Annotated in this window: 26 protein-coding genes and 1 tRNA gene; 21 read left to right on the top strand and 6 right to left on the bottom strand. The window is 65.7% G+C overall.

Going from position 1 to position 25,640, the window contains the following annotated elements; genetic code table 11:
* The gene (locus ACP7BL_RS08655; RefSeq protein WP_426258102.1) at positions 1 to 1,104 is read right to left on the bottom strand and encodes a DUF2332 domain-containing protein; all 1,104 of its coding nucleotides are present in this window, start codon (positions 1,102 to 1,104) and stop codon (positions 1 to 3) included.
* Positions 1,105 to 1,263: 159 nt separating this feature from the next.
* Here ACP7BL_RS08655 and hisG point away from each other — a divergent pair, with 159 nt between their 5' ends.
* From hisG to ACP7BL_RS08620, 7 genes are all read left to right on the top strand, one after another.
* Positions 1,264 to 1,926 carry an ATP phosphoribosyltransferase gene (gene hisG / locus ACP7BL_RS08650; RefSeq protein WP_288043903.1) on the top strand — a complete coding sequence of 221 codons (663 nt, stop codon included), beginning with the start codon at positions 1,264 to 1,266 and terminating at the stop codon, positions 1,924 to 1,926.
* Positions 1,927 to 2,038: 112 nt separating this feature from the next.
* Positions 2,039 to 3,325, top strand: coding sequence for a histidinol dehydrogenase (gene hisD, locus ACP7BL_RS08645; protein WP_137903220.1), 1,287 nt, complete (start codon positions 2,039 to 2,041; stop codon positions 3,323 to 3,325).
* 178 nt (positions 3,326 to 3,503) lie between these two features.
* Positions 3,504 to 3,974 (top strand): transcription antitermination factor NusB, encoded by a 471-nt coding sequence (nusB, locus tag ACP7BL_RS08640; RefSeq protein ID WP_033967425.1) that lies wholly within the window; start codon positions 3,504 to 3,506, stop codon positions 3,972 to 3,974.
* A gap of 2 nt (positions 3,975 to 3,976) precedes the next feature.
* Positions 3,977 to 4,153: a DUF4169 family protein gene (locus ACP7BL_RS08635; protein WP_426258101.1), complete on the top strand. Its 177-nt coding sequence runs from the start codon at positions 3,977 to 3,979 to the stop codon at positions 4,151 to 4,153.
* A gap of 90 nt (positions 4,154 to 4,243) precedes the next feature.
* Positions 4,244 to 4,891 (top strand): hypothetical protein, encoded by a 648-nt coding sequence (locus ACP7BL_RS08630; RefSeq protein ID WP_426258100.1) that lies wholly within the window; start codon positions 4,244 to 4,246, stop codon positions 4,889 to 4,891.
* Positions 4,892 to 4,988: 97 nt separating this feature from the next.
* A complete protein-coding gene (locus ACP7BL_RS08625; protein ID WP_426258099.1) occupies positions 4,989 to 6,044 on the top strand; it encodes a thiamine-phosphate kinase in 1,056 nt (351 codons plus the stop codon).
* A gap of 113 nt (positions 6,045 to 6,157) precedes the next feature.
* Positions 6,158 to 8,281 (top strand): sodium-translocating pyrophosphatase, encoded by a 2,124-nt coding sequence (locus ACP7BL_RS08620; RefSeq protein ID WP_426258098.1) that lies wholly within the window; start codon positions 6,158 to 6,160, stop codon positions 8,279 to 8,281.
* Between the two features lie 58 nt (positions 8,282 to 8,339).
* Here ACP7BL_RS08620 and ACP7BL_RS08615 read toward each other — a convergent pair whose 3' ends face one another.
* The gene (locus ACP7BL_RS08615; RefSeq protein WP_033965256.1) at positions 8,340 to 8,627 is read right to left on the bottom strand and encodes a hypothetical protein; all 288 of its coding nucleotides are present in this window, start codon (positions 8,625 to 8,627) and stop codon (positions 8,340 to 8,342) included.
* A complete protein-coding gene (locus ACP7BL_RS08610) occupies positions 8,627 to 9,658 on the bottom strand; it encodes a hypothetical protein (RefSeq protein ID WP_426258097.1) in 1,032 nt (343 codons plus the stop codon). Before ACP7BL_RS08610 ends, ACP7BL_RS08615 begins: the two co-directional genes overlap by 1 nt.
* A 198-nt stretch (positions 9,659 to 9,856) precedes the next feature.
* Between ACP7BL_RS08610 and ACP7BL_RS08605 the strand changes: the two genes are divergently transcribed.
* The 13 genes from ACP7BL_RS08605 to ACP7BL_RS08545 all read left to right on the top strand — a co-directional run bounded on the left by ACP7BL_RS08605 (position 9,857) and on the right by ACP7BL_RS08545 (position 22,307).
* On the top strand, positions 9,857 to 11,023 hold the full coding sequence (locus ACP7BL_RS08605) for a hypothetical protein (RefSeq protein WP_426258096.1): 1,167 nt from the start codon (positions 9,857 to 9,859) through the stop codon (positions 11,021 to 11,023).
* Between the two features lie 14 nt (positions 11,024 to 11,037).
* Positions 11,038 to 11,799 (top strand): alpha/beta hydrolase family protein, encoded by a 762-nt coding sequence (locus ACP7BL_RS08600; RefSeq protein WP_426258095.1) that lies wholly within the window; start codon positions 11,038 to 11,040, stop codon positions 11,797 to 11,799.
* Between the two features lie 329 nt (positions 11,800 to 12,128).
* Entirely contained in the window at positions 12,129 to 12,344 is a 216-nt protein-coding gene (locus ACP7BL_RS08595) for an AbrB/MazE/SpoVT family DNA-binding domain-containing protein (protein ID WP_426258094.1), read from the top strand.
* A gap of 13 nt (positions 12,345 to 12,357) precedes the next feature.
* Complete coding sequence (locus ACP7BL_RS08590) at positions 12,358 to 12,711, top strand: type II toxin-antitoxin system PemK/MazF family toxin (RefSeq protein WP_221885180.1); 354 nt, start codon at positions 12,358 to 12,360, stop codon at positions 12,709 to 12,711.
* Positions 12,712 to 12,982: 271 nt separating this feature from the next.
* Entirely contained in the window at positions 12,983 to 13,201 is a 219-nt protein-coding gene (gene infA / locus ACP7BL_RS08585) for a translation initiation factor IF-1 (protein WP_010162480.1), read from the top strand.
* Between the two features lie 13 nt (positions 13,202 to 13,214).
* Positions 13,215 to 13,796 carry a Maf family protein gene (locus tag ACP7BL_RS08580; protein WP_426258093.1) on the top strand — a complete coding sequence of 194 codons (582 nt, stop codon included), beginning with the start codon at positions 13,215 to 13,217 and terminating at the stop codon, positions 13,794 to 13,796.
* Complete coding sequence (locus tag ACP7BL_RS08575; protein ID WP_426258092.1) at positions 13,789 to 14,745, top strand: ribonuclease; 957 nt, start codon at positions 13,789 to 13,791, stop codon at positions 14,743 to 14,745. Before ACP7BL_RS08580 ends, ACP7BL_RS08575 begins: the two co-directional genes overlap by 8 nt.
* On the top strand, positions 14,745 to 14,930 hold the full coding sequence (locus tag ACP7BL_RS08570; protein ID WP_029622962.1) for a DNA gyrase inhibitor YacG: 186 nt from the start codon (positions 14,745 to 14,747) through the stop codon (positions 14,928 to 14,930). The genes ACP7BL_RS08575 and ACP7BL_RS08570 overlap by 1 nt, the downstream gene beginning before the upstream one ends.
* Positions 14,931 to 14,960: 30 nt before the next feature.
* Positions 14,961 to 15,036, top strand: a tRNA-Phe gene (locus tag ACP7BL_RS08565).
* 29 nt (positions 15,037 to 15,065) lie between these two features.
* On the top strand, positions 15,066 to 15,812 hold the full coding sequence (locus tag ACP7BL_RS08560) for an SDR family NAD(P)-dependent oxidoreductase (RefSeq protein WP_426258091.1): 747 nt from the start codon (positions 15,066 to 15,068) through the stop codon (positions 15,810 to 15,812).
* A 108-nt stretch (positions 15,813 to 15,920) separates the two neighbouring features.
* The gene (locus tag ACP7BL_RS08555; protein WP_426258090.1) at positions 15,921 to 18,392 is read left to right on the top strand and encodes a DegT/DnrJ/EryC1/StrS family aminotransferase; all 2,472 of its coding nucleotides are present in this window, start codon (positions 15,921 to 15,923) and stop codon (positions 18,390 to 18,392) included.
* Positions 18,389 to 19,468 (top strand): glycosyltransferase family 2 protein, encoded by a 1,080-nt coding sequence (locus ACP7BL_RS08550; RefSeq protein WP_033966256.1) that lies wholly within the window; start codon positions 18,389 to 18,391, stop codon positions 19,466 to 19,468. Before ACP7BL_RS08555 ends, ACP7BL_RS08550 begins: the two co-directional genes overlap by 4 nt.
* A gap of 226 nt (positions 19,469 to 19,694) precedes the next feature.
* Positions 19,695 to 22,307, top strand: coding sequence for a TonB-dependent receptor (locus ACP7BL_RS08545; RefSeq protein WP_426258089.1), 2,613 nt, complete (start codon positions 19,695 to 19,697; stop codon positions 22,305 to 22,307).
* 149 nt (positions 22,308 to 22,456) lie between these two features.
* On the opposite strand, the gene ACP7BL_RS08540 is transcribed toward ACP7BL_RS08545, so the two are convergent.
* Positions 22,457 to 23,065 (bottom strand): hypothetical protein, encoded by a 609-nt coding sequence (locus tag ACP7BL_RS08540; RefSeq protein WP_137902865.1) that lies wholly within the window; start codon positions 23,063 to 23,065, stop codon positions 22,457 to 22,459.
* Positions 23,066 to 23,152: 87 nt separating this feature from the next.
* On the opposite strand from ACP7BL_RS08540, the gene ACP7BL_RS08535 reads away from it, so the two are divergent.
* Positions 23,153 to 23,596, top strand: a complete 444-nt coding sequence (locus tag ACP7BL_RS08535; protein WP_137902864.1) for a hypothetical protein — start codon at positions 23,153 to 23,155, stop codon at positions 23,594 to 23,596.
* Between the two features lie 121 nt (positions 23,597 to 23,717).
* Here ACP7BL_RS08535 and ACP7BL_RS08530 read toward each other — a convergent pair whose 3' ends face one another.
* Positions 23,718 to 24,230: a hypothetical protein gene (locus tag ACP7BL_RS08530; RefSeq protein WP_426258088.1), complete on the bottom strand. Its 513-nt coding sequence runs from the start codon at positions 24,228 to 24,230 to the stop codon at positions 23,718 to 23,720.
* Positions 24,231 to 24,304: 74 nt separating this feature from the next.
* Complete coding sequence (locus ACP7BL_RS08525; protein ID WP_033966260.1) at positions 24,305 to 25,402, bottom strand: sigma factor-like helix-turn-helix DNA-binding protein; 1,098 nt, start codon at positions 25,400 to 25,402, stop codon at positions 24,305 to 24,307.
* Positions 25,403 to 25,640: the final 238 nt, after the last annotated feature.

The following is a 25,640-nucleotide window of genomic DNA, read 5'->3' as shown; positions in this document are numbered from 1 at the left end:
TCAAACCCGCACCCGCGCCGCCTCGGGCAACGCGACCGAAGGCGACGCATCGCCCGCCTCCCCGCGCGTATCGATCCACGTCCCATGCGCATGCGCCGTCGCAACCGTGGTCCACGCGCCATCCCCCGGCCACGACCGCGCCCGCACCACCTGATGCCCCAGCGCCCGATCGGGCTCCATCATCACCCAGCCGAGCGGCCGCTCCGCGCTCGCCCGCGCGCCCGCCGCTTTCATCGCAGCGCGGATACGCTCGGCCACCGGCTCGGGCAGATATTGCCACACCACCGAATGCATCAGCACCCGCGTCACGCCCGCTTCCTGCGGCTCGGCCAGCCGCGCCTCGACCCAGTCGGCGGCATCGGCCCGCACCAGATCGACCCCGCGTTCGACCTGCATCGCGATCGCCGCGCGCACCCGCACCAGCCGTTCGGGCGTCTCGGGCCAGACATAGGCTGCCAGCCGCGCCGCCACCGTGGGATCGGTCGCATCGAGCGGCTGGACGTCGCACCCGCGCACCGACACGATCTCCAGCGGCACCACCGGCGCGGGCGGCCCGCTCCACACCGGCGTGATCGTCACCGGCGAGTCGCCAGGCCCATAAAAGGTCCCGCCCAGATCGAAGCGATAGCGGTCGATCAGCAAATTCAGCCCCGCGCTCGACCCGATCTCGAGCAGCTCGATCCTCGGCCCGTGCCGCCGTGCGATCTCGATCAGCCCCAGCAGCAACGCCGCCGATCGCCCCGGCTCATTGGTCTGCGGCGGCCCGTCGAGCCACGGCAGCAGCGCCGCTTCGTGTTCGGCCAGCACCCGCTCCAGCGTGGCGATAATCTCGGCCTGTTCGGTCACGCGTCCCGCAAAGACCGCCGCCAGCCCGTCATCCCTGCCCGCCTGCACCAGCGCATGCAGCCCGCCAAAAAAGCGCAGCGGCAACGCATCGCGCGTCGGCTCGCCCGGCCAATCGAGGATGCGCGCGCCCATCGCGGTGTCGCGCGTCAGCCCCGCCGCCACCGCCGCGCACATCCGGCCATAAATCGGCGCGGCATTGGCGTCGCAATAATGCTGCTGAATCAGGAACGCCCCGCGATTATTCTGCTCGCTCGCCATCTGCCATCTCCGTTTGCATATCCGTTCGTTTCGAGCGTCGTCGAGAAACCGGGCCTGGCGCGGCGCTGCTGTTTCTCGACTGCGCTCGAAACGAACGGGGGGGGTATCGTCGGCCCCGTTGTTGCGCCCACCCCCGCCCGCAAGTAAAGCCCGGCGGATATGGCCGATCCCATCATCATCGCCGTGCCCAAGGGCCGCATCCTCGCCGAGGCTGTTCCGCTGCTCGAACGCGCCGGAATCGTTCCCGAAGCCGCCTTTCGCGACGAGGATTCGCGCGCCTTGCGCTTCTCGACCAACAATCCCGGCATCGACTTGATCCGCGTCCGCGCGTTCGACGTCGCCACCTTCGTCGCACACGGTGCCGCGCAGCTTGGCATCGTCGGGTCGGACGTGCTGGCGGAATTCGATTATTCGGAGCTTTATGCCCCGGTCGATCTCGGCATCGGCCATTGCCGCCTGTCGGTCGCCGAGCCCGCCGCAATGGCCGCGCAGGACGATCCGCGCGGCTGGAGCCATGTCCGCGTCGCCACCAAATATCCGCACGTCACCGAAGCGCATTTCGCCGCGCGTGGCGTCTCGGCGGAATGCGTCAAGCTGAACGGCGCGATGGAACTCGCCCCCCTGCTCGGCCTCGCCCCGCGCATCGTCGATCTGGTGTCATCGGGCCGCACGCTGAAAGAAAACGGCCTGGTCGAGGTCGAAGTGATTTGCGAAGTCACCAGCCGCCTGATCGTCAACCGCGCCGCCTTCAAAACACGCGGGCAAGTGGTGCCGCTGGTCGAGGCGTTCCGCCGGGCGGTTGCACAGGAGATGGCGGCGTGAACACTTGTCACCCTCACCCTTCCGTCGCTTCGCTCCTCCCTCCCTCTCCCAATGGGAGAGGGAAGGGGCCCGCGCGGCAAAGCCGCGTGGGAAGGGTGAGGGTGACCAACCAATGATCCGCCTCACCACCACATCCCCCACCTTCGCCGCAGACTTCACCGCTTTGGTCAACGCCCGCCGCGAAGCCGATGCCGATGTCGCGCGCGACGTAACCGCCATCATCGCGCGCGTCCGTGACGAAGGCGACGCGGCGGTGCGCGCCTACACCCAAAGCTTCGACCGCCACGATCTCGACGCCACCGGCTGGCAGATCGACCGCGAAGAATGGCGCGCCGCCTATGACGGCCTCGCCCCCGATCTGCGCGCCGCGCTCGATCTCGCGGCGGAGCGCATCGCCACCTATCACGAGAAGCAGAAGCCGCAGGGCAGCGACCTGACCGACGCGCACGGCATCCGCACCGGTGCGCGCTGGAATGCGATCGAAAATGCCGGGATCTACATTCCCGGCGGCCGCGCGGCCTATCCCAGCTCGGTGCTGATGAACGCCATCCCCGCCAAGGTCGCGGGCGTCGATCGCGTCGTCATGGTCACCCCCACCCCCGATGGCGAGATCAACCCGCTGGTGCTCGCCGCCGCGCACATTGCCGGCGTCGATGAAGTGTGGCGCATCGGCGGCGCGCAAGCCGTCGCCGCGCTTGCTTATGGCACCGACCGCATCGCGCCGGTCGACGTCATCACCGGCCCCGGCAACGCCTGGGTCGCCGAGGCCAAGCGCCAACTCTACGGCGTGGTCGGCATCGACATGGTGGCGGGTCCCTCGGAAATCGTCGTCGTCGCCGATGGGGCGAACCGCGCCGACTGGATCGCCGCCGACCTGCTCAGCCAGAGCGAGCATGACCCGACCAGCCAGTCGATCCTGTTCACCGATGACGCCGCCTTTGCCGATGCCGTCGCGGCCGAGGTCGACGCCCAGATCGCCACGCTCGCAACATCCAAGGTCGCGCGCGCGGCATGGGACGCGAACGGCGCGATCATCCTGGTGCGCGACCTCGACGAAGCGCTGCCACTGGTCGACCGCCTCGCGCCCGAACATCTCGAACTGGCGTGCGACGATCCGCAGCCGCTGTTCGACCGCGTCCGCCATGCCGGATCGGTGTTCCTCGGCCGCCACACGCCGGAAGCGATCGGCGATTATGTCGCCGGCCCCAACCACGTCCTCCCCACCGGCCGCCGCGCCCGCTTCGCCAGCGGCCTGTCGGTGCTCGATTTCATGAAGCGCACCAGCTTCCTGCACTTGGACCCCAAGGGTCTGGCGGCGATCGGCCCGGCGGCGGTCGCGCTCGCCGAAGCCGAAGGCCTCCCCGCCCACGCAAGATCGGTGGCGCTACGGCTGAAATAACCTCACCGTCACCCCGGGCTCGTCCCGCGGTCCACCGCGCCGCATAGTCGGCAAACGATCGTCACGGACGACGGTGGACCCCGGGACAAGCCCGGGGTGACGGTCTGCGCGGCTGGTCCGGTGCCCCCCAAAAACACCCAACTTCCCGTTCCCCGCTTTTTCGCTTAAAGGCCGCGCAATGTCTTCCCACGCCACCCCCCGTACCGCCGCCCGCTCCAAAGCACGCGCCGCCGCCCGTCTCGCCGCCGTCCAGGCGCTGTATCAGCATGATATGGAAGCAACGCCGATCGCGCAGTTGCTGAGCGAATTCCACAATCACCGCCTCGGCGCGACGATCGAGGATGCCGAATATGCCGAGGCCGAAGTCGGTTTCTTCGACGATGTCGTAAAGGGCACCGAGGCGCGCCTCGGCGAGATCGACACCGCCATTGCCGGAAAGCTTGCCAAGGGCTGGAACCTCGCCCGGCTCGACAAGGCGATGCGCGCGATCCTGCGGGCGGGCACCTATGAATTGCTGGCGCGCGCGGACGTGCCGGTCGGCACCGTCATCACCGAATATGTCGATGTAGCGCACGCTTTCTTCGACAAGCGCGAGGCGGGTTTCGTCAACGGCCTGCTCGACGCCATCGCCAAGGACGTCCGCGCATAAAGATGGCGGAGGTCATCAACCTCCGCCGCGCCCGCAAGGCGCACACCCGCAAAGCGGCAGAAGCCACCGCCTCGATCAACCGCGCCGCCTTCGGGCGGAGCAAAGCCGAACGCGAGGCGGCGGCGGCTGAGGCCGCGCGGCTGGAGCGCGGGCTGGACGGGGCGAAGCGGGGGGAGTGAGGGGGGGCGATTGTCCGCTCTCGTTCAATGACGGCAGATCATTTGCCCGAACGACTTGCCCAAGAGGCGACATTCATTCAGCTTCGCTAGATGACTGACCTGTCCCCTCCCCGGTTGCGATGGCTTCACCGCATCGGATATCTGTGCACGTTGCTGGTCGCGGCTGAACTTGCATGGGCTGGGATACTTATCGGAACGTCGTGGTGGCGCGATCGAGAGCGACGTGCCGAAAGTCGCGCTCATTCGCGCATTCATACCGGCACTTTGCTGTCGAACCTGGCTGCGATTGATCCCAGTAGCGGTGCAATCTCTCGGTTAGGTGCGGTCGCTCCGCTCACCACGCTCGGTCCAGACTCTGTTCGCCTAGGCGTCAACCCCGCCCTCGAAAATTATGCCTATGCGCTGGCGATGCGCAGTCGCGGGCCGACGACGGATGGAATGGTGGTCGTATTTTATCGGCGAGAAGACGGCACGGAGGAAAGGACGGTCTACCGCTTTCAAGCGCCAACTGCGGACTACAGGCAGGTCATGGCGCAATTCGATGCAATCACCGATGCGTATCCCGGAGGGGACCGGCTATGCACCGACGGCGTACAATACGCATTTGAGCGCCGTCTGGGACCGCGAACGACGTCCGGCACGAGCGTAAGCAGTTGCGACCTTATTTATGAGCGTGCTGCTGATGTGCTGATTGAATTTGCTCGTCGATTTGCTCCGCTCCCAAAGTTGCTACGTTAGCTGGAGCGTTCGCTTTTCGCCTTTCGACACCGAAAACGGCCAGACCGCAAACCACCCCCCGCAGACATCCGCCCCCACCCCCGCTAAACCGTCCCACATGACCGAAGCCGATTTCCTCGCCGCCTTGCGCGCACTACCGCTGCATCCCGGCGCGCTGGGCCTCAGCGACGATGCCGCGCGGCTCGGGCGGCTGGTGCTGACCAGCGATACGCTGGTCGAGGGCGTGCATTATCTCGCCAGCGATCCGGCCGGGGATGTCGCGTGGAAGCTGGTCGCCACCAACCTGTCCGATCTCGCCGCCAAGGGTGCGGTGCCGGTCGGGGTGATGCTGAATTATCCGTTGCGTGCTTCGCAGCCGCCGCCCCCGCGCTCAACCCGTCACCCCGGGCTTGTCCCGGGGTCCACCGCGCCGCAAGACCAACCGCCGCAGGACACGCCGCACCGTGGACCCCGGAACAAGTCCGGGGTGACGGGGACGGGAACTGCGGAAGCGACCATGGGCGATGCCGAAAACTGGGACGCCAGCTTCCTCACCGGCCTCGCCGAGGCGCTCACCCGCTTCGCCGCGCCGATCCTCGGCGGCGACACCGTCTCGCTCCCGCCGCACGCCCCGCGCGTGCTCACGCTCACCGCGCTCGGCGACAGCGCGCACGCCCCCAGCCGCAGCGGCGCGCGCGCAGGCGATGCGCTGTACGTCACCGGTACGATCGGCGATGCCGGGGCCGGGCTCGCCATTGCGCGCCGGGAAAGCGGCCCCGCCGATCTGCTCGCCGCCTATCGCCGCCCGCAGCCGCGCCTCGCCGAGGGGCAAGCGCTCGCGCCGCTGGTCAGCGCGATGATGGACGTGTCGGACGGCCTGCTGATCGACGCGCACCGCATGGCCCAGGCGAGCGGCCTCGCCGTCACCATCGACCTCGCCACCGTGCCGCTCTCCGACTCGTACCGCGCCTTCGTCGGCGACACGCTGCCCGCGCGCCTAACCGCCGCCACTGCAGGCGACGATTATCAATTGCTGTTCGCGCTTGCCCCAGACCAGCCCCTTCCCGTCCCCGCCACCCGCATCGGGAGCTTCTCGCGCGGGGAAGGCATCACCCTCACCGACGCGGGCGCGCCGGTCGAACTGCCGCCCCGGCTCGGCTTTCAGCACGGGTAGCAACCGCCGCTTGCCAAGCCATCCCCCGGCGCTAGTCTGGCGGCCAAGCGTGGGGGCGCAAGGAGAGTCTGTCCGGGCGACCATCCCACCGGAAACCATGGGAAAGGATACGCATGACGATCGTCTATGCCGCCATCATCTGTGGGCTGATCGCCGTCGCCTACGGCATCATCACCAGCGCCCAAGTCCTCCGCGCACCGCCCGGCACCGAAAAGATGCAGGACATCGCCGCCGCCATTCAGGAAGGCGCGAAAGCCTATCTCGGCCGCCAGTACCGCACCATCGCCATTGTCGGGGTGATCGTGCTCGCTTTGGTGTGGGTGTTCCTCGACGGAATGCGCACCCCCATCTCCGCCGTCAGCTTTGCGCTCGGCGCGGTGCTGTCGGGCGTGGCGGGCTATGTCGGCATGAACATTTCGGTGCGCGCCAATGTCCGCACGGCGGAGGCCGCGCGCACATCGCTGCAAGGCGGGCTGACGATGGCGTTCCGCTCGGGCGCGGTCACCGGCTTGCTGGTGGCGGGGCTCGGCCTGCTCGCGATCTCGGGCACCTTCTGGTATCTGGCGGGCACGAACGGCAGCGCGGCGGGCGCGCCCGTCGTGGTCAAGGCGCTCACCGCCTTGGCCTTCGGCGCCTCGCTCATCTCAATCTTCGCGCGTCTGGGCGGCGGCATCTTCACCAAGGCCGCCGATGTCGGCGCCGATCTGGTCGGCAAGGTGGAAGCCGGCATCCCCGAGGACGACCCCCGCAACCCCGCCACCATTGCGGACAATGTCGGCGACAATGTCGGCGATTGCGCCGGCATGGCCGCCGATCTGTTCGAAACCTATGTGGTCACGATCGGCGTGACGATGATCTCGGTCGCGCTCGCGCTCAAAAATGCCGATCATCTGCTGCAGGTTATGACGCTGCCGCTCATCGTCGGCGGGGTGTGCATCCTCACCTCGATTATCGGCACCTTCTTCGTGCGGCTGGGCAGTAGCGGCTCGATCATGGGCGCGCTGTACAAGGGCTTCTGGGTCAGCGTGGGCCTGTCGATCCCCGCCATCTATTTCGCCACGCAATATACGCTGGGCGACATGAACACGCCGCTCGGCGGCAACGCCTTTCTCGGCGATGTCGGCGCGTTCACCGGCATGAAATTGTTCGGCGCGATGATGATCGGCCTCGCCGTCACCGGGCTGCTGGTGTGGATCACCGAATATTATACCGGCACCAATTTCCGCCCGGTGCGCAGCATCGCCAAGGCATCGGAAACCGGCCACGGCACCAACGTCATTCAGGGCCTGGCGATCAGCCTGGAATCGACCGCTTTGCCCACGCTCGTCATCGTCATCGCGGTGATCGCCGCCTATCAGCTTGCGGGCGTGATCGGCATCGCCTTTGCCGCCACCGCCATGCTGGCACAGGCCGGGATGGTGGTCGCGCTCGATGCCTATGGCCCGGTCACCGACAATGCCGGCGGCATCGCCGAAATGGCGGGCCTGCCCGATGACGTGCGCCACCGCACCGATGCTCTGGACGCGGTCGGCAACACCACCAAGGCGGTGACCAAGGGCTATGCGATCGGCTCGGCCGCGCTCGCAGCACTCGTGCTGTTCAACGCCTACACCTCGGACTTGGGCCGCGATTTCCCCGATCTCACGGTCAATTTCCAGCTCTCCAACCCCTATGTCATCGTCGGGCTGCTGCTCGGCGCACTGCTCCCCTATCTGTTCGGCGCGATGGGGATGACCGCGGTCGGCCGCGCGGCGGGCGCGGTGGTGGAAGAAGTCCGCGCGCAGTTCCGCGACAATCCCGGCATCATGGCAGGCACCAGCCGCCCCGATTATGCCCGCACCGTCGATCTCGTCACCAAGGCCGCGATCCGGGAAATGATCATCCCGTCGCTGCTGCCCGTACTCTCCCCGATCCTGGTCTATTTCGTCATCACTAGCGTGGCGGGCCAGGCCGAGGGCTTTGCCGCCTTGGGCGCGATGCTGCTGGGCGTGATCGTCTCGGGCCTGTTCGTCGCGATTTCGATGACGTCGGGCGGCGGCGCGTGGGACAATGCCAAGAAATATATCGAGGACGGCCATCACGGCGGCAAGGGCAGCGAAGCGCATAAGGCCGCCGTCACCGGCGACACGGTAGGCGATCCGTATAAGGACACGGCAGGCCCGGCGGTGAACCCGATGATCAAGATCACCAATATCGTCGCGCTGCTGTTGCTCGCGGCCTTGGCGGCGGCAGGATAAGGTTCACGGCGCGGCGGCGGCACTTCATCCGCCGCCGCGCCGCGCGACATTCCATCGATCAGGTCGGTCGGTAGGCAGCGACGCTCTGCATGGCCCCGCTCACCAGGCAATTCGCCACGCAGATCAGCACATGGCCGTCTTTCTCGGGCGGATGTCCGCTATACACCTCGAGCACCGCGCGCTTGCCAACGGCGGGGCTGGCACCAATCTGCAAGGTCATCACATTATTGGGTGCCTGCGCCATCAGCCCGGAGAGCGGGCCGTAAATGCCCTCCTCCTGCTGCACGACGGTTTGCAGATAGCTAAGCGGCTGGTTGCCGTCGCACGCTTTTTGAACAATCGACATTAGCAGGGCCCTCCGACCGCAACCTTGAAACGTTGGCAAAAGGTCTCGAGTTTCTCCGTCGTCCGCGCTGCATCGAGCAGGTTCAGCGCATTGAGGAGCGGATCGGCGTCGCTCGGCTCCCCGCCCGACACGCGCTGCAGCAGCCCCAGCTGTGCCGCCGTTGCTGCTTTCAGGAGAATAGCGATCTTTTCCCGGCGGTCCTGCAAATCCTGTGCAACCGGCGCGACGATCTGGATCGCCTTGATGTCTGCATTTGCCTGGGTCGCCTGCACCCCCGCGTGATTGGAAATCTCGGTGATGGCACCGGGAAGCGTGCCAGCAAAGGCGTAGTCATCGATGTCGTTGAGCGCGCGAAACAGCGAATATGCGGCGACATCCTGCGATTCGCCCTCGCGGATGCGGGCCAGCACTTCGCGCCGTTTCGCCACCATCTGCGCCAGCATCGCGGGCATGGTCATGTTGTACAGCGCCTGCTTCTCGAACGAGGCGCGCGCCCCCAGTACGCCGGCCGAGGCCGCCGACAGCGCCTTCGACGCCGCGCTCACCGAGCCGACCCCGTTCAGCGCAAGCGCGATCCAGTCGGTTCCGACACCGAAGCCGACCCCTTCTTTGTAAAGATTGCGCTCATATTCGCCAAAACGCAGGTCGATCGCGCGCAGCCGGGCGTCGATGATATCGTTGCGGCACGCCTTCTTGGCCTGGCAGGAGTCATAGGCGGTGACCTTTGCTGCCAGCAGATACGGCGCAATTTCGGCATTGACTTGCGTAGTATCGAACGCCGAATTTGGAAATCCGCTCACGGTCGCGCACCCGGCAAGCGACATGGCAAATCCCCCGACGGCCACTCTTCGCAAAACATCACCCATCCCGCGCGCGATGATATTGATCGGAACTAATGGATCACCTGGCACCTCCACCCCCTCTCCATATCGTTTATTAGAAAGCAAACTCAAACTGACACAGTGTGCTGTTATTATCAATAAAATGATGTTTTCTACAGTCGAGTTATATTTCAGATATTTATGTGCCATCTCGTGTCAGGCACGCTGCAACCATGCCTGCGGAGTCTTTGGATCGGCATGGCAGGTACAAAGAAACGGCACCGCACTCGCACATTTTGTGACGGGTGGTCGTTTTCACACAATAATCGCGTTTTTTCTTTTCATCCCCCTTGTCAGCGCGCGCGTCGGCAATAAAGCTCGGCTGCATCCTGGGGGAGGAAAATCACCGTGATACTATACCGTTACTGGCAGGCGCTGGCGATCATGACTGCGGTATCCGCCGGTGTCGTCCACGCGCAGGGGCCCGCGCCGGTTGCCGCCCCCACCGCCGCCACCGCGCCGCTCCCCGCCGAAGCCTTTGCCAGGCTCCCCTTTCTGCAAAACCCCGAACTCTCGCCCGATGGCACGCGCGTCGCGGTCAAGATGGCGATCAAGGGCGAGCAACGCTTCGCCATCGTCCCGCTCGACGACACCAGCAAGCTGGTGATGATCAGCCCCGGCCCCAACGATCTCAACAGCTGGGCCTGGGTCAATAATGACTGGCTCGTCGCCACGATCGGTGCCACCGCCCCGGTCGAGGGGGATAGCTGGTATCTGCGCCGCACGATCGGCATCAGCGCCGATGGCAAGAAGATCAACGTGCTCGGCAAGGATCTCGCCGCGCAAGGGGCCGACGACATCCTGTGGATCGCGCGCGATGGCAGCCCGCACATCCGCCTCGCCCTGCAAACCTCGATCTATCGCGATACCGCAGGGTTCTGGCCCGAAGTGCGCGATTTCGATGTCACCAACGGCCACAGCGTGCAGGTGCAGCCGCCGCGCGAAACCGTCATGGACTGGTATGCCGATGGCACCGGCACGGTGCGCTCGGGACTTGCCTATGACGATGACACGCGCTCCTACCGCTTGCTCTACCGCGACAGCGCCGCCCAGCCCTTCCGCACGCTCGTCAAGACGAAGGGCAAGGATGCCGATCTCGGCAACACCCCCGCCATGTTCCTGCCCGAACCCGGCAAGGCGCTGTCGATCAGCGATGCCGATGACGTGACCGCGCTCTATCCGCTCGATCTGGCAACGCTCAAGACCGGGGCGAAACTGTTCGGCGTGCCCGGTTATGATATTGACAGCATCATCAGCGACGAGAGCGGCACGCGCCTCGTTGGCGTGCAATATACCGACACGCGCCCGCGCGTGCACTGGATCGATCCCGCGCTCGCCGACATCCAGACCAAGCTCGATGCGGCCGTCGGCACCCGCACCGCGCGGATCGTGTCGTGGAGCAAGGATTTCCAGGTGCTGATCGTCCATGTCGGCGGCCCCGATCGCCCCGGTGCCTATTACATCTTCCGCCAGGCCGAAGGCGTGATGCACATGATGGGGACGCGCTCGGGCTGAAGGCCTATGCCCCGGTGCGCACGATCAAATACAAGGCGCGCGACGGGCTCGAAATCTCCGCCGTGCTCACTTTGCCGCCCGGCAAGGAAGCAAAGAACCTGCCGCTGATCCTGCTGCCGCATGGCGGCCCGTTCGCGCGCGATGACGAAAGCTGGGACTGGTGGACGCAATTCCTCGCCAGCCGCGGCTATGCCGTGCTGCAACCCAATTATCGCGGCTCCTCGGGCTATGGCACCGCCTTTACCAAAAAGGGGCGCGGACAATGGGGCCTCGCCATGCAGGACGATTTGACCGACGCGGTCAAATGGGCGGCAGACAGCGGCCTGGCCGATGCCAAGCGCGTCTGCATCGTCGGCGGCTCCTATGGCGGCTATGCCGCGTTCCGCGGGGCGCAGCGCGATGGCGCGGTGTATCGCTGCGCGGTGTCCTTTGCCGGGGTGTCGGATATGCCGGCGATGCTGCGCTATGACGGCAGCTTCCTCAATGGCGGACGCAACAAGGATTATCTGCGCGACCAGGCCCCCGATCTGAAGGCGGTCTCCCCCATTTACGGCGCGGCGCAATTCTCGATGCCGATCCTGATCATGCACGGCAAGAAGGACACCGTCGTGCCCGTCAAGCAATCGCGCGACATGGCGGCGAAGCTGAAGGCGGCGGGCAAGCCCTATGTCTATATCGAGCAACCGCTGGGCGACCACCATTTCAGCCGCGAGGCCGACCGGCTGGAGTTTCTGAAGGCGATGGAGGCGTTTCTGAAGGAGCATAATCCGGCGTAGCGCCCAAGGCTGACGGCGCAGCCGTTAGCCGCGGATCAGCGCAAGCCCGGCCGACGACCGCGCGGGGCACCGCGCGCGTCGACCGACGACGCGGCTTTGCCGCGGCGCTAACCTAATCCTCCCCGGCACGGGGAGGGGGACCGGCGCAGCCGGTGGAGGGGGTCGGCACAACGCGTAGCGCCAGCGGAGAGCCCCCTCCGTCATCGCTGCGCGATGCTACCTCCCCGCGAGCGGGGAGGATCGAAGACCACCAAGGACCTGATATTCCGCTCTCTATACGCCGTCCTGCCCCCTTGCCCCAGGTAAGGAAAACCCTTACCTTCCCCTTCATGATCCATTCGCGACTCTCCACCAAGGCGCAGACCACCGTGCCGCGCGCGGTGCGGGTGGCGCTCGGTCTGCGCGAGGGGGATACGCTCGCGTACAGGATCGAGGGGGACCGCGTGATCCTGACGCGCGCCGCCGCCGCGCCGCCCGACGATCCCTTCGCGACCTTCACCGAATGGGGCGACGCTGCCGATACCGAGGCTTATGCCGGGCTTTGAGGCGGAGTCCGTGGTGGCGACGTTCGTCGCCGGGACGATCGTCCGCGTGCCCTTCCCCTATACCGATCGCGACACTCGCCAGCATCGCCCGGCACTGGTCGTCTCGCATGGCGGGCTCGGCCCCGATCGCGCTTTATTGTGGGTGGCGATGATCACCAGCGCCAGCAACCGCCGCTGGGCGGACGACGTGGCGATCGAGGGCGATCACGCCACCGTTGGCCTGCCGGTCGCTTCGCTGGTGCGCACCGCCAAGCTCGCCACGATCGACGCCGCTGCCGCAACACCGCTCGGCACGCTCGATGCAGCGCGGTTCGCGCAGGTCCGCGCGGCGCTGGCCGGGCATTTGGGGCTGGCCGGAACGGGCTAAATTTCGGGCGATTTCGCGGTCGCGGGCCAAAATCGGCGCAAAAGGGCGCAAACCGCGCCTTCCGGGCGCGTTTGCGGACGATCTTGGCCAATGAAGCTGCCTTTCACGGCGCATTTCGGGGCGTTTTCGGCCGGATCTCAGGGCCCTGTCCTACACCGCGCCGCGCTGTTATGCTCGGGGCGCTGCGGCCCATCGCGCGCGGCTTTCCTTTTGGCGCATCATCGGCTAAGGCGCGCCCTTCAAGAATTCCCCAAAATCACCAGAGGTTTGTTTGGCAAAAGAAGAACTGCTCGAAATGCGCGGCCAGGTGGTGGAGCTTCTGCCCAACGCCATGTTCCGCGTGAAGCTTGAGAACGATCATGAAATTCTCGGTCACACCGCCGGCAAGATGCGCAAGAACCGCATCCGCGTGCTCGTCGGCGACGAAGTGCTGGTCGAACTGACGCCCTATGATCTTACCAAGGGGCGGATCACCTATCGTTTCAAGTGACTCGGACGCGGTGGTGCGCCAGAGCCCGCCGCTCGTCCTCGCCTCCACCTCCCCGCGCCGCGCCGATCTGCTCGCGCGGCTGGGGGTAACGCCCGCCCGCATTGCCGCGCCCGACGTCGACGAGACGCCGCTCAAGGCCGAGCCGCCGCGCGCCTATGTCGAGCGTGTCGCCCGCGCCAAGGCGCTGGCCGTCGCGCGTGCGCCCGGCGAAGTGGTGCTGGCAGGCGACACCACCATCGCGCTCGGCCGCCGCATCCTCGGCAAGGCGGAGGATGACGCGACGGTGCGCGCGATGCTCGGCTTGCTCTCCGGCCGCCGCCATCATTGCCTGAGCGCGGTGTGCGTCATCGCCGCCGATGGCACGCTGCGCACGCGCCTGTCGGACACGATCCTCGCCTTCAAGCCTTTGTCTTCAGACGAAATTGAGGCGTATGTCGCCAGCGGCGAGGGGCTCGGCAAGGCCGGCGGCTATGCCATTCAGGGCCGCGCCGAGGCGTTCGTGCGCTTCCTGTCGGGCTCGCATTCCGGGGTGATCGGCCTGCCCTTGTTCGAAACGCGCGCGCTGTTGCTGGCGGCAGGGCTCGCGCTTGGCTGAATGGCTGTATGAGGCCGGGATCGGCGAAGCGCGCGCCGCCTTGGTCGAGCATGGCACCATCCTGGAAGCGCGACTCGCCCCCGATCGCCCCGGCCCGGCGCTGGGCGCGGTGCTGGCGGCGCGGCTGGTCGAGATCACCGTCAAGGGCCGCGAGGGCCGTGTCGTCTTCCCCGGCGGCGAGGCGCTGCTGTCGCCTTTGCCCCCCGGAATCACCCAGGGTGCGGCGCTGACGGTGGAGCTGGTGCGCGAGGCGATCCCCGAGCCCGGCCGCGCCAAGCTCCCGCGCTGCGCACCCTCAGAGGGACCGGAACGCGCCGGACCAACGCTGCTGGAGCGCATCACCGCGACCGGCGTGCCGGTGCGGATCTGCCACGCGCATGAGCCTGATCATCTCGAAGCGGCGGGCTGGTCGGAGGTGCTGGAAGAAGCGCTGACCGGCGACATCGTCTTCAGCGGCCCCGTCGGCGGCGCGCTGCGGATGAGCCCCACCCCCGCCATGACGCTGTTCGACGTCGACGGCTATCCCCCGCTCGACCCGCTCGCGCTCGCCGCCGCGCGCGCGGTCGCCGCCGCAATCGTGCGACTCGATATTGGCGGCTCGATCGGGGTCGATTTCCCGACGCTGCAGGGCAAGGCCGCGCGCGCCGCGGTCGATGCCGCGCTCGACGCCGGGCTCCCGCAACCGTTCGAGCGCACCGCGATGAACGGCTTCGGCTTCGTCCAGATCATCCGCCGCCGCAGCCGCGCCTCGCTGCCCGAACTGCTCCGCGCCGATCCTGCCGCCGCGCAGGCGCGCGCGCTGCTGCGGCGAATCGAGCGCACCCCGCCCCCCGTTCCGGCGCACAACCGCGTGTCGGTCGCGGTGCAAAAGGTGCTGCAGGCCAATCCGCACTGGATCGCCGAGCTCGCCCGGCGTACCGGCGTGACCCCGATCTTCGAGGTGGCATGATGGCGCGTTCCAAACCCTGTCCGCTGTGCGGAAAGCCCCCGGTGGCCGCGCATGCGCCGTTCTGCAGCCAGGGCTGCCGCGACCGCGATCTGCTGCAATGGCTGGGCGAGGGCTATGCGCTTCCCGTGTCGACCCCGCCCGGAGAAGAACAAGACGGGCTAGACAGCACGCCAGAGCGCGATTAAGAGGCCGCTTCCCCGAGCAACTTCGGGTGTGCCCGAGTAGCTCAGTTGGTAGAGCATGCGACTGAAAATCGCAGTGTCGGTGGTTCGAATCCGCCCTCGGGCACCATTTTCTCAGACAGCGTTGGAGAGATGGTGATGCGCACGGCCTTCATCACGGGTGGAACCGCCGGAATTGGCGAAGCCGCAGTGCGCGCCTTTGTCGGGGCCGGGTGGCGCGTCGTCACCACCGGGCGCCGCGCCGACCGCCTTGCCGCCTTGGCCGAATCGCTGGGGGGTGCCGTCCACACGCTCGCTTTCGATATCCGCGATGCCGCCGCCCTCGACGCCGCCCTCGCCAGCCTGCCCGCCGATTTCGCCGACATCGATCTGCTGATCAACAATGCCGGCCTCGCGCTCGGCACTGCACCCGCGCAGGAGGCCAGCCTCGACGATTGGCAGACGATGATCGACACCAACGTCTCGGCGCTGGTCGCGGTCACGCGCAAGCTGCTGCCAGGTCTCGTCGCGCGCAAGGGCGCGATCATCAACCTGTCCTCGGTCGCCGCGACCTACCCCTATTCCGGCGGCAATGTGTATGCCGCAACCAAGGCCTTCGTCCGCCAGTTCAGCCTGGGCCTGCGCGCCGATCTGCACGGCAAGGGCGTGCGCGTCACCTCGATCGAACCCGGCATGGTCGAAACCGAATTCACCGTCGTTCGCACCGGCGGCAATCAGGCGGCGTCCGACGCGCTCTATGGCGGCGTCAATCCGATGACCGGCGACGATATCGCCGAAACGATGCTGTGGGTCGCGCAATTGCCGCCGCACCTCAACATCAACCGGCTCGAACTGATGCCCGTCAACCAGTCCTTTGCCGGCTTTGCGGTGGCGCGCGAAGGCTGATCGCGGCGCGCACCGCACCGATATCGTCAAGCGCGCGGTAAGCGTAACGAGATTTTAGGGGGCTTTGGACCACAAGCCACGGGTCGCACACCATTCAGGTCCGCCCGCATGCGCTATCCCTTGATTGCCCCCAACCCGCCCCGGCTCAGCGCCCATGTCGAAGCGCTCCGCCGCGTCGAGGCCTCTGGCGTGTTCAGCAATAACGGTCCGGAAGTGCGCGCCTTCGAGGCGGAGGCGACCGAGACCCTGTTCGGCGGCCGGGGCGCGAGCCTTGCGGTCGGCAATGCCACGCTCGGCCTGATGATCGCGCTGCGCGAAGCCGCCGGGGATCGGCCCGCGGGTCGCTACGCCCTGATGCCCGCCCTCACCTTCGCCGCGACCGCGCAGGCTGCGTTGTGGGCGGGCCTGACGCCGCTCATTTGCGACATCGATCCGAAGGACTGGGGTGCCAGTGCCGAGGCAGAGGAACAACTGCTGCGCGACTATGGCGACCGTATCGCCGTCCTGCTGCCCTATGCGACCTTCGGCAATGCGATCGATCTCGATCGCTATGCCTGGCTCCAGCGCCAGCACGGCGTCGGTGTGGTGATCGACGCCGCCGCCTCGCTCGGCACCCGCGACGCTGGCGGCGCAGGCTTCGGTGCGGACGCGCCGTTCGCCGTGGTCCATTCGATGCACGCGACCAAGACCTTCGCGGTTGCCGAGGGTGGCCTGATCCATTCGGGCGACGCGCGGCTGATCGACCGGCTGCGCGCGATGACCAATTTCGGATTCGAAGCGGGGCGTAACGCGACGCTGCCCGGCCTCAACGCCAAATTGCCCGAAGTGATCGCGGTGATGGCGCGCGCGAAACTGGCCGAAATCGATACCGTTTGCGACCACCGCGCGGCGCTGGAGGCGGCCTATCGCACCCAGTTGGTCGGCGTCGATTTTCAGGAGGTCGAGGGACAGCGCCGCGCCAGCCAGTTCATGCCGATCCTGCTGCCGGAAGGCATGGGCTCGCGCCGCGACGCGATCAGCGCCGCGCTCGAAGCCGAAGGGATTGGCTGTGGCCGCTATTTCAGCCCGCATCTGGGCGAACAACCGCTGTTCCAGCGCGAGGCGATGATCCTGCCGACCCCAATTGCCGATTCGATCGCTGGGCGGATGCTGTCGCTCCCCGTCAGCGACACGCTGAGTGTTGCCGACGTCGGCACCATCTCGGCGACGTTCAACCGCATTCTTGCCAAGGAAGCGCGTGTTCCCGCCACGCCGCGCGCGCGCCCGATCGCCTCATTGCTGCTGGTCGGTGGTGGTCCTGCGGGCACTGCCTTGCTCACCGCCGCCGCCAAGCGCGGGCGCTTGCCGGAACTCGCCGCGTCGGGGCTGGTCATCGCCGAACGCGATGACGGGCTCGGCGAGGGCACGCTCGGGCGTTATGCGATCACCTCGGACAGCACCGCCGAAACGTTTCTGAGCGCAGTGAAGGACAGCCCACACCCCGAACTCGCCACGATGATCGATCATCCGAGCGCGCGCGTCGTCGCACGCTATGTCGGCGCACTCGGCGTGCCGTTGGTCGATGCCGGGCGGTTCGTCCGCGCGACGGGCGAACGGCTTCATGGGCTGGTCAACGACCATGGCGGCACCGTGCTGACCGGCCATGAGGTTCTCTCGACGAGCGCCACCGCCGGTGGCCTATGGTCAAGCCGCCTGCGCCGCCGCAGCGACGGGGTGGAATTCGAGCAACTGTCAAAGGCGGTCGCGATCGCCACCGGCGGACATCAACCGCTCGACCGGCTTGTGACGCAACGTGTTGGCGGGGTCGCGCTGGTCAGCGAAGTCGGCGATCGCCTGATACAATCGGACGAAGCATTGTCGCTGGGTGGCCCGGCCAAGATTGCCGATTTGCTTTCGACCCGGCGCAATCCGAAAATCGTCGTCATTGGTGGTTCCACCAGCGCGATTGCCACGATCGTGTTGCTGCTCAAGACCGCCAGCATCCCCTTCGGCGCAGGCGCGATCACGCTGCTCCACCGCGAGCCGCTCCGTCCCTTCTACCCGACCCCCGAGGCGGCACGCGCGGAAGGCTTCACCGATTTCGGCCCGGAGGACATCTGCCCGGTCAGCGGCTTTGTCTACCGTTTGGCCGGATTCCGGCTGGAAGCGCGCGAACTGGTGTTGCGGATGCTGCGGATCGATGGACGTACCCCCGATCCCCGCCTGACCGTGCATCAGGTGACGGGCGACGACGATCCCGTCACCCGCGCTCATCTCGCCGAGGCCGACATCGTCATCGCAGCGCTCGGTTATCGTCCGCGCGCACTGCCAATCCAGGATACGAACGGGGGGCGCATCGCGCTTGCCGCCGATCATGGCGCGGCAATGGTCGATCGGCACTGCCGTATCGTCGATGCGAACGGCGCGCCGATCCCCGGACTCTATGGCATCGGGCTTGCTGCGGGCTTCGTGCCATGGGGCAAGCTTGGCGGCGAGGCGAGTTTCTCGGGCCAGGCCAATGGCCTGTGGCAGTGGCAGAACGACGTCGGCGCGATGATCGTCGATCAGGTGCTGGACGACGCGGTGCGGGCGGTCGCATGACACTAGGCCTGCCAGCGCCGACGGTCAGCGTCGTGATGCCGACCTACAATGGCGCGGGCCTGATCGGCGAGACGATTGCGTCGCTGCAGGCGCAGAGCCTCCGCGATTTCGAACTCATCATCGTCGACGATTGCTCCACCGACGACACCGTCGCGGTGATCCGCGGCTTCGACGATCCGCGTATCCGGCTGATCCAGTCGCAGAAAAACCGCCGCGTCGTGCTGAGCCGCAACGCCGCCTTTGCCGAGGCACGCGGGCGCTATATCGCCGCGCTCGACCATGATGACCTGTGCCACCCCGACCGCTTCCAGCGCCAGGTCGCGTATCTCGATGCGAACCCCGGGATCGTATTGGTCGGCAGTGCCGCAAATGTCCTGGAAGACGGGGCGATTGTGCCGTCATCGCTCGCGCCACTCTCCACGCCCCCGGTCATCGCGTGGTTGCTGCAGATTGAAAACCCGCTGGTTTGGTCGTCCGTAATGCTGCGCACCGATGCGGCGCGGCAGCTTGATCCGTTCATGCGGCCGGAAATGGTCTATGCCGAGGACTTCGATCTCTACCACCGCATCGCGGCCTTTGGCGGCGTCGCGCGGCTGGACGACGAACTGCTGACCTATCGTCGCCACAGCGGCGGGGCGTCGCAAACGCAAGCGCAGGCCATGCGCCAGGCCGCAATCCGCGTTTTGACCGGAGTGTATGTCGAGGCGTTTGGCGACGCGGCGGCGGAGACGGCCGATTTGATCGTCACGCATGTCATGGGCCAGCAACCCGTGCCGGATCGGTCGACCTTGGAACGCGTGGGATCGGCGCTGGTCGCCTTGCAGGACCGGTTCCTGGCCCAGCATCGTCCAGATCGCGAGAGCCGCAGCCTCATCCGCTGGGAAACCGCGCGTCGCTGGGCCCGAATCGGTCGAGCGGGGCTTCGGACCGGTACGCTGCGGCTGGGCGACGCGGCGGCGGTGCGCCCGCCGCATCTAGGCTTGGGCTATGCCGGGATCGAGGAGCTCATCCTATCGCGGATCGTCGGGTCGGTACGGGCAGCACAGCGGCGGGTGCGCAAAGACGCGGCCGCCTAGGCGCATAAAACCGCCTGGGGAAATTAATTCAAACTGCGACTTTTACGCAACGCCCACCAAATGGGTCGCCTATCATGCGATTTCGCCACGCCAATCCCGACATGTGAATTTTATGTGACATTTCAGCGCCATTTCAATGACGCTGACTGTAACAATCTTGACCCAAACCCTGTGTAGCCGCCCGGAACACCAGGACGCCTAGGTCCAAAGGTTCAGGGGATTCAAAATGACTGTTCGATCGGGCTTCCGCCTGCAACTCCTCTTGGGTGGCGCTGCTCTCGCCATCAGCGCGACGCCAGCGTTCGCGCAGACCGCGCCGACCGCCGATGCTACCGCACCAGCGGCGACCGCCGCTCCGGAAGATCAGGGCCTCGGCGACATCGTTGTCACCGCGACCAAGCGCGAAACCAACCTCCAGAAGACGCCGATCTCGATTTCGGTGCTCAACACGCAGGGTCTGACCGACCGCCACGTGCTCAGCTTGTTCAACCTCGCCGATGGCACGATCCCGTCGCTGCGCGTTGCAACCTTCGAAGCACGCCAGTCGGCGCTGACGATCGGCATTCGCGGTATCGTCCCTTACGATCAGAACCAGACCGCTCGCGACGGCGGCGTCGGCGTCTATATCGACGGTGTCGCGCTCGGTAAGACGCAGGGCCTGAACGCTGCGCTGTTCGACATTGAGCGCATCGAAGTGCTGAAGGGTCCGCAGGGCACGCTGTTCGGTCGCAACACCGAAGGCGGCGCGCTGTCGTTGGTCTCCAAGGCCCCGACCGGCGTGTTCGACGGCCGCATCACCGGCGGCGTCGGCAATTATGGCAGCCACAATGTCGACGCGCATCTCGACCTGCCGTCCTTCTACAATATCGCGCTGAAGTTCGACGGCGTGTACCAGCATCAGGATCCGACCGTGAAGGATCCGCTCACGGGTTCGACCGGCTGGAACTATTATGATCGCAAGGGCGGTCGCGCCGCTGCACGCTGGCAGCCGGTTGACGGCTTCACTGCCGACTTCGCTTATGATTATGCGAAGGACGAAAATACGCCGCAGTACAGCCAGCTGATCAACTACAACCCGAACAACTATGCAGTCGGCACCTACAACGCGGCTGGTGCGCTGACGCTCAACGGCGTCGCGTGCGGCGGCACCATCGCAGCAGGCAGCACCAAGCCTGTCTGCGTCGCGCCCCGGGGCCCGCTGGTCGGCGTGCATCCTGGTCGCCAGACCGTCGCCGATGTTGGCGTGCCGCAGCAGCCGAGCGTCGATCTCACGCACGGTTTCTCGGCCAATCTGAAGTACAAGCTGGCCCCGTGGATCGAGCTGCGCTCGATCACCGCATGGCGCGGCGTCAGCACTGACCAGTGGGACAATTCGGGCGGCCCAGAGCGCAGCTCGTTCGCGCCGTTCGTGCCCAACACCGCCAACCCGACGGCGATCAACACGACCGGCACGTTCAGCCGTTACAGCCTTTCGTTCCTGCGCCAGCATCAGTTCAGCCAGGAATTCCAGGCCGTTGGTAGCATCCCTGAGTTCGATTACGTCGTCGGTGCCTATTACTATACCGAACACGCGACCGAATATGCGGCGACCCCGCTTTCCAACCAGTGGAATAGCGACGGCACGGCCTACACCATCCGCAGCCCGATCCCCGGCAACTCCTCGGCGATCACTGGCGCGAACTCGGGCTACCAGCAGTACGATCCGTCGTGCAACAACACACTGGGTGCCACCGTTGCGCAGTTTGCCAACAGCTGCCAGTTCATCACGCGCGCCAGCCAGGCTGCCGACCACAACTACTCGGTGTTCGGCAACCTGACCTACACGCCCGAATTCCTGGGCAATGTCCTCCACATCACCGCCGGTGGCCGTTGGACCAAGGACGATCGCCACGGCACGCTGTACGTCGTCAACAACCGGTCCGATCTGGTGACTGCGGGTACGGTGTCGCCGTTCTCGTTCAAGAACAGCATCAGCCGCTTCGACCCGATGTTCAACATCGCCTTTGATGCCAGCCGCGACGTTCACTTCTACGCCAAATATTCGACCGGCTTCCGTGCCGGTGGCGCAAACGACCGTTCGCTCCAGTTCAACGCGTTCGGGCCTGAAGCCGTCAAGTCGTACGAAATCGGTGCAAAGATGGACTTCTGGAACCATCGTGCGCGCCTGAACATCGCCAACTACATCATGGATCGCACCAACACGCAGTTCGACTTCGATTATTTCGATACGGACGGCAAGAGCGTGACCAACGGGACCCACATCGAGCAGACCACGAACGCTGGCAACAGCAAGATCCGTGGTGTTGAAGTCGATCTGACGGTGAAGCCGATCCCGGAACTGACGCTGACCGGTTCGTATGCCTATACCTACTGGCGTGCACCGTCGGCGGTGAACCCGCTGGCACCGGGTGCTCCGGCGCAGCAGCTCTACATCGTGTACACGCCTAAGAATGCGGCGTCGGGCGCAATCGACTATGTCGTGCCGATCAACGTTGGCGACGCGAGCGTTCGCCTGCACCTCGACGGCAACTATTCGAGCAGCCAGTACAGCTTCCAGCTCGAGCCGACCAAGACCGACGCAAGCTTCGTCATGAACGGTCGCCTCGCACTGGCCGACATCGCGGTGAACGATCATAACAAGGTCACCGTTTCGGTCTGGGCGCGCAACCTGCTCGACACCACCTACATCTACCGTCGCTCGGCTGCGAACTCGTCGCCGGTCGTCAACTACAATCCGAACGGCACGGTTGCCTCGACCAACTATGGCGGCATCCTCGGCGACTATGCCAACTTCAACGCACCCCGCACTTGGGGCCTGGAGCTTTCGGCTAAGTTCTGATCTGCTCTAACGACGGATAAAACCCGGCCCGAGCATTGCTCGGGCCGGGTTTTTCTTTGTCAAACGCCCTTGCAGCACCTCATCGCGCGCAGCGGAATCGGCGCGAAATCGGGTGTGTCGCCGACGTAACGCCGTCTCCCCGGTAGAATTTAGAAAAGTGCGGCGACCACCGCTGCGACCTCGGCCGCGTCGCGGCCGTCGATCGGGACCTCGCGTGCGGGATTGACGCTGTAGCCGCCGAGCACGCCATCTCGATCGATCGTGACGGCCACGACCCGCCAGGCCGAACCTTCTCGAACTGCGGCCAATCCCCCTGCGACCGGATAGCGACCGGGATCGACCACCACGACCGCATGCCCCGGCAACCCCCCGCCCAACGTCGCGCGCCCTACGCGGAGCGCGAACGCCGCATCGCTGACGTCGCGCGGCGCGTCGATCGTGCCGCCAGTCTTGACGAAATCGATCAACCCGTCGGGCAAAGGCGCGCCATAGACGGTCAGCGCGCGCGCATGTGTCGAAGACGACGGGCGGAGCACGACAGGCTCCTCATCCGGGCTCTGCTCGACCGGAAGCGACGGTGCCGGAATTGAAGGGTGCGCCGCCGACAGCTTGCTCAACTCCTGGGCGAGGCTTGCGATCCGATTCCGGCTCCGCGACCATCGATGCTCGGGGTCGACAATGTGTTCGAGAAAGGGAGCCAAGCTGCCGTCATGATACGCCGTCAGGACAGCCTGCCGGAGCGCTGCATCGTCAGCCACGCCAAACATCCGCAAAAGCGCCGACCGTACCGCAGCGTTCCAGCGTGGCCACGGTTTTGCTGCGTTTTCGACCCGTGACAAATTCACTTGGGCCAGCCCGAAACGCTCCTCGACATCGGCGATCGTGAGATCCGCATCCAGCGCTCGTCGCGCCCGTACCGCTGCGGCCAGCAGCAAGGCGAAGCGCTCCTCGTCGCTGTCGAGCGGCTTCCCATCGGCAAAGGGTTGCGCCCATTCGGCGATATTGAAGCCGGGATCATCAATGTCCACGAGCAGGTCGATCGGGGCGATACCAAGAGCAGTGGCAATACGGACAAGTTCATCCGTCCGCGCGACCACTTCGCCGCGTTCTATCTTGGACAGTCGAATGTAGGGAATTTCGGGCAGAACCGCCGCGAAGCGCAGCAGTTTCAAAAAACCGGCCGCGCGGCGCTTCTCCCGCAGTCGGTTGGGAAACACGATATTGCGAAATGGATCGATCCGTATCTCGGCCAGATCGCGCCGACCGGCTTTTGCTTTGTTGTGGGTTGATCCGCCGATCGTCGATTCCATTGCCCGCTCCGCCGGAATCCACTGCCCTGGCTATCCCTAGGCGCGCTTGTAGGCAGGGTGGGCGGAGCGGTCAACGCGGTCGCGAAATCCGGGGCAGGTCTCAATGCAGACGGTGGTCGCCCAAAGTGGCTTGGCCGAAAAGGCTCCCGTCGGCAAAAGGCAAAATCGTGACCGCGGCGGCGCGGCCACTGCCGTGCAGTTCCAGCCAGCCCGGGGTGCACGGCGCGGGATAATTTGGCGAAAACGCCACCCCGATGCCATCCGTCACCACCCCGAGACAGGGTGGACTCGCACCATCGGGCCAACGCCCCGCGAAATAGCCTAGCAACGCCGCTCCGGCGCGCTGCAGTGCACCTTCCAAAGACGACGTCGGGGCGAATGCAGGAGCACCTGCGGTCAGTTCCGCCCATACGTCCATGCGATGGTTCCAGCATGTCAGACGAAGGGTGCCCCGCTCTGCCGTCACGCCGATAAGGGCGGTCTGGTTACCGACCTGCATCAATGCGCCGGCACAGCGGGCGAGCCGCGTTGCAAGGGCAGTGAGACGGCGATTGGGCCGCGGAAGCGGACGCTGCAACCATTCAACGCGGATGTTTTGAAGGTCGATGTGCATGGTTCTGCCAATCGTTTTGGATCAAGGGACCACCCGGGCGACCGCTCGTGGAGGGTCGCCGGGCGAGATCACGGTCAGTGTGTCGTCCGCGACCCGTGCACCGGCACTTCCTCTGCCAAGAGATGAATGGAAAACGGTTCGGGCAACGATGTCCGGCCTGCTTGCGCGATCCGTCCGCTTGCCGCATCGGCCGCGTGCACCGTGTCGAACGCCGTAACCTGTACCAGGCGGTTGTGCGGTGCCGAGGGATCGGGCAGCAATGACACCGGCGCGGTGCGCAGCGGCGGCGGTGACTTTGGCTTACGCGGCGCTGGAGCGGCGTTACGCTGGCGCAGTCCCTCGGTCATCAGTGCAAAGCGCGGGTCGCGTGCGGTGAGTTCGACGATCGTGCGCGCTGCCGACTTGGTGATCTGGCGAACCCGTTCTTTGGTGACCCCGGTTTCATTCGCGAGATCGTCAAGCGTTGCGGTTTCGAAGATCCGTCGGGCGACAATTTCGCGATCGCGTGCCAGCTTCTCTTCCAGTTTGTCGAGCTGCTCGGGATCGATTCCGTGGGTGGCGGTCTTGAAACGCGGCGCGCCCTCGATGCGGACGGGTGCCGCCCGCTTGGCGCGAGGCCGCCGCCGCAACTGGTCAAGCGACACCTGCCGCAGATGGTCGACATACGCATCGATCAGCGCGTTCATCGCGGATTCGGCGAGGTAGGTCGACGCACAGGCTTCGGTCTGTTCCAGCGCCAGTTCGTCCTCGATGGTCACCTCGACCGCGCCGTCTTCGGTCTCGGAACGGGCCGTTAGCGCATCGAGCGAAACAGTCATCGCGCCAACCTTGCGCGCCGACGGACGCTGATCCGCCATCATCCGGAACCGCAGGCTCTGCAATTCGCCGCGGATCTGCCAGTTCACGAAAGTGGTGAACTGCGCCTTGGTTGGATCATAGGCTTCGATCGCGCGGTGCACAGCAATGGCGCAGCACTGCTCGGCATCATCCCAATGTGCGGCCAGGCCGTACTGGCGAATGAAATGGCGGATACGCGGCGCAATCAGTTTCAAAATATTCGCAAACGCACGATCGACGGCAACGCGCTGCCGTGCGGTCTGTTTGGTGTCGCGCGGTGTATTTTCGATGATGGTGGCGACTGCGGCTTCGAGTGCTGCTGTGGTCTTCGACATCGATCTTCCCCAATAAGTGGGCAGCCCCTACTGCCCTTCGCTCTGGAGACCGGTGTCGCGGAAAAATCCTAACAACGTGGAAACGATCCTATACGTAAAACTACAAGGACGCCGCGCCAGCACCGTTACGTCTTCAATATCTTGTTTTATTCCAATCTATTATCCCGCACCCCGGTCGAGCTTACATATATTGGATGATATTGGATATAATAGCATCTTCGCCCCAAAATAGCGCGAT

This window comes from Sphingomonas sp. DC1600-2 (genome assembly GCF_049897605.1).
Taxonomy (GTDB): Bacteria; Pseudomonadota; Alphaproteobacteria; order Sphingomonadales; family Sphingomonadaceae; genus Sphingomonas.
The sequence above is the reverse complement of the archived record's forward strand: the minus strand, read 5'-3'. Positions and strand labels throughout refer to the sequence as shown.

Bases quoted from the DNA above. Each gene is read 5' to 3' on its own strand.
- ACP7BL_RS08655 (WP_426258102.1), bottom strand. From the start codon at position 1,104: ATGGCGAGCGAGCAGAATAATCGCGGGGCGTTCCTGATTCAGCAGCAT.
- hisG (WP_288043903.1), top strand. From the start codon at position 1,264: ATGGCCGATCCCATCATCATCGCCGTGCCCAAGGGCCGCATCCTCGCC.
- hisD (WP_137903220.1), top strand. From the start codon at position 2,039: ATGATCCGCCTCACCACCACATCCCCCACCTTCGCCGCAGACTTCACC.
- nusB (WP_033967425.1), top strand. From the start codon at position 3,504: ATGTCTTCCCACGCCACCCCCCGTACCGCCGCCCGCTCCAAAGCACGC.
- ACP7BL_RS08635 (WP_426258101.1), top strand. From the start codon at position 3,977: ATGGCGGAGGTCATCAACCTCCGCCGCGCCCGCAAGGCGCACACCCGC.
- ACP7BL_RS08630 (WP_426258100.1), top strand. From the start codon at position 4,244: ATGACTGACCTGTCCCCTCCCCGGTTGCGATGGCTTCACCGCATCGGA.
- ACP7BL_RS08625 (WP_426258099.1), top strand. From the start codon at position 4,989: ATGACCGAAGCCGATTTCCTCGCCGCCTTGCGCGCACTACCGCTGCAT.
- ACP7BL_RS08620 (WP_426258098.1), top strand. From the start codon at position 6,158: ATGACGATCGTCTATGCCGCCATCATCTGTGGGCTGATCGCCGTCGCC.
- ACP7BL_RS08615 (WP_033965256.1), bottom strand. From the start codon at position 8,627: ATGTCGATTGTTCAAAAAGCGTGCGACGGCAACCAGCCGCTTAGCTAT.
- ACP7BL_RS08610 (WP_426258097.1), bottom strand. From the start codon at position 9,658: ATGGCACATAAATATCTGAAATATAACTCGACTGTAGAAAACATCATT.
- ACP7BL_RS08595 (WP_426258094.1), top strand. From the start codon at position 12,129: ATGATCCATTCGCGACTCTCCACCAAGGCGCAGACCACCGTGCCGCGC.
- ACP7BL_RS08570 (WP_029622962.1), top strand. From the start codon at position 14,745: ATGGCGCGTTCCAAACCCTGTCCGCTGTGCGGAAAGCCCCCGGTGGCC.
- ACP7BL_RS08560 (WP_426258091.1), top strand. From the start codon at position 15,066: ATGCGCACGGCCTTCATCACGGGTGGAACCGCCGGAATTGGCGAAGCC.
- ACP7BL_RS08555 (WP_426258090.1), top strand. From the start codon at position 15,921: ATGCGCTATCCCTTGATTGCCCCCAACCCGCCCCGGCTCAGCGCCCAT.
- ACP7BL_RS08550 (WP_033966256.1), top strand. From the start codon at position 18,389: ATGACACTAGGCCTGCCAGCGCCGACGGTCAGCGTCGTGATGCCGACC.
- ACP7BL_RS08545 (WP_426258089.1), top strand. From the start codon at position 19,695: ATGACTGTTCGATCGGGCTTCCGCCTGCAACTCCTCTTGGGTGGCGCT.
- ACP7BL_RS08530 (WP_426258088.1), bottom strand. From the start codon at position 24,230: ATGCACATCGACCTTCAAAACATCCGCGTTGAATGGTTGCAGCGTCCG.
- ACP7BL_RS08525 (WP_033966260.1), bottom strand. From the start codon at position 25,402: ATGTCGAAGACCACAGCAGCACTCGAAGCCGCAGTCGCCACCATCATC.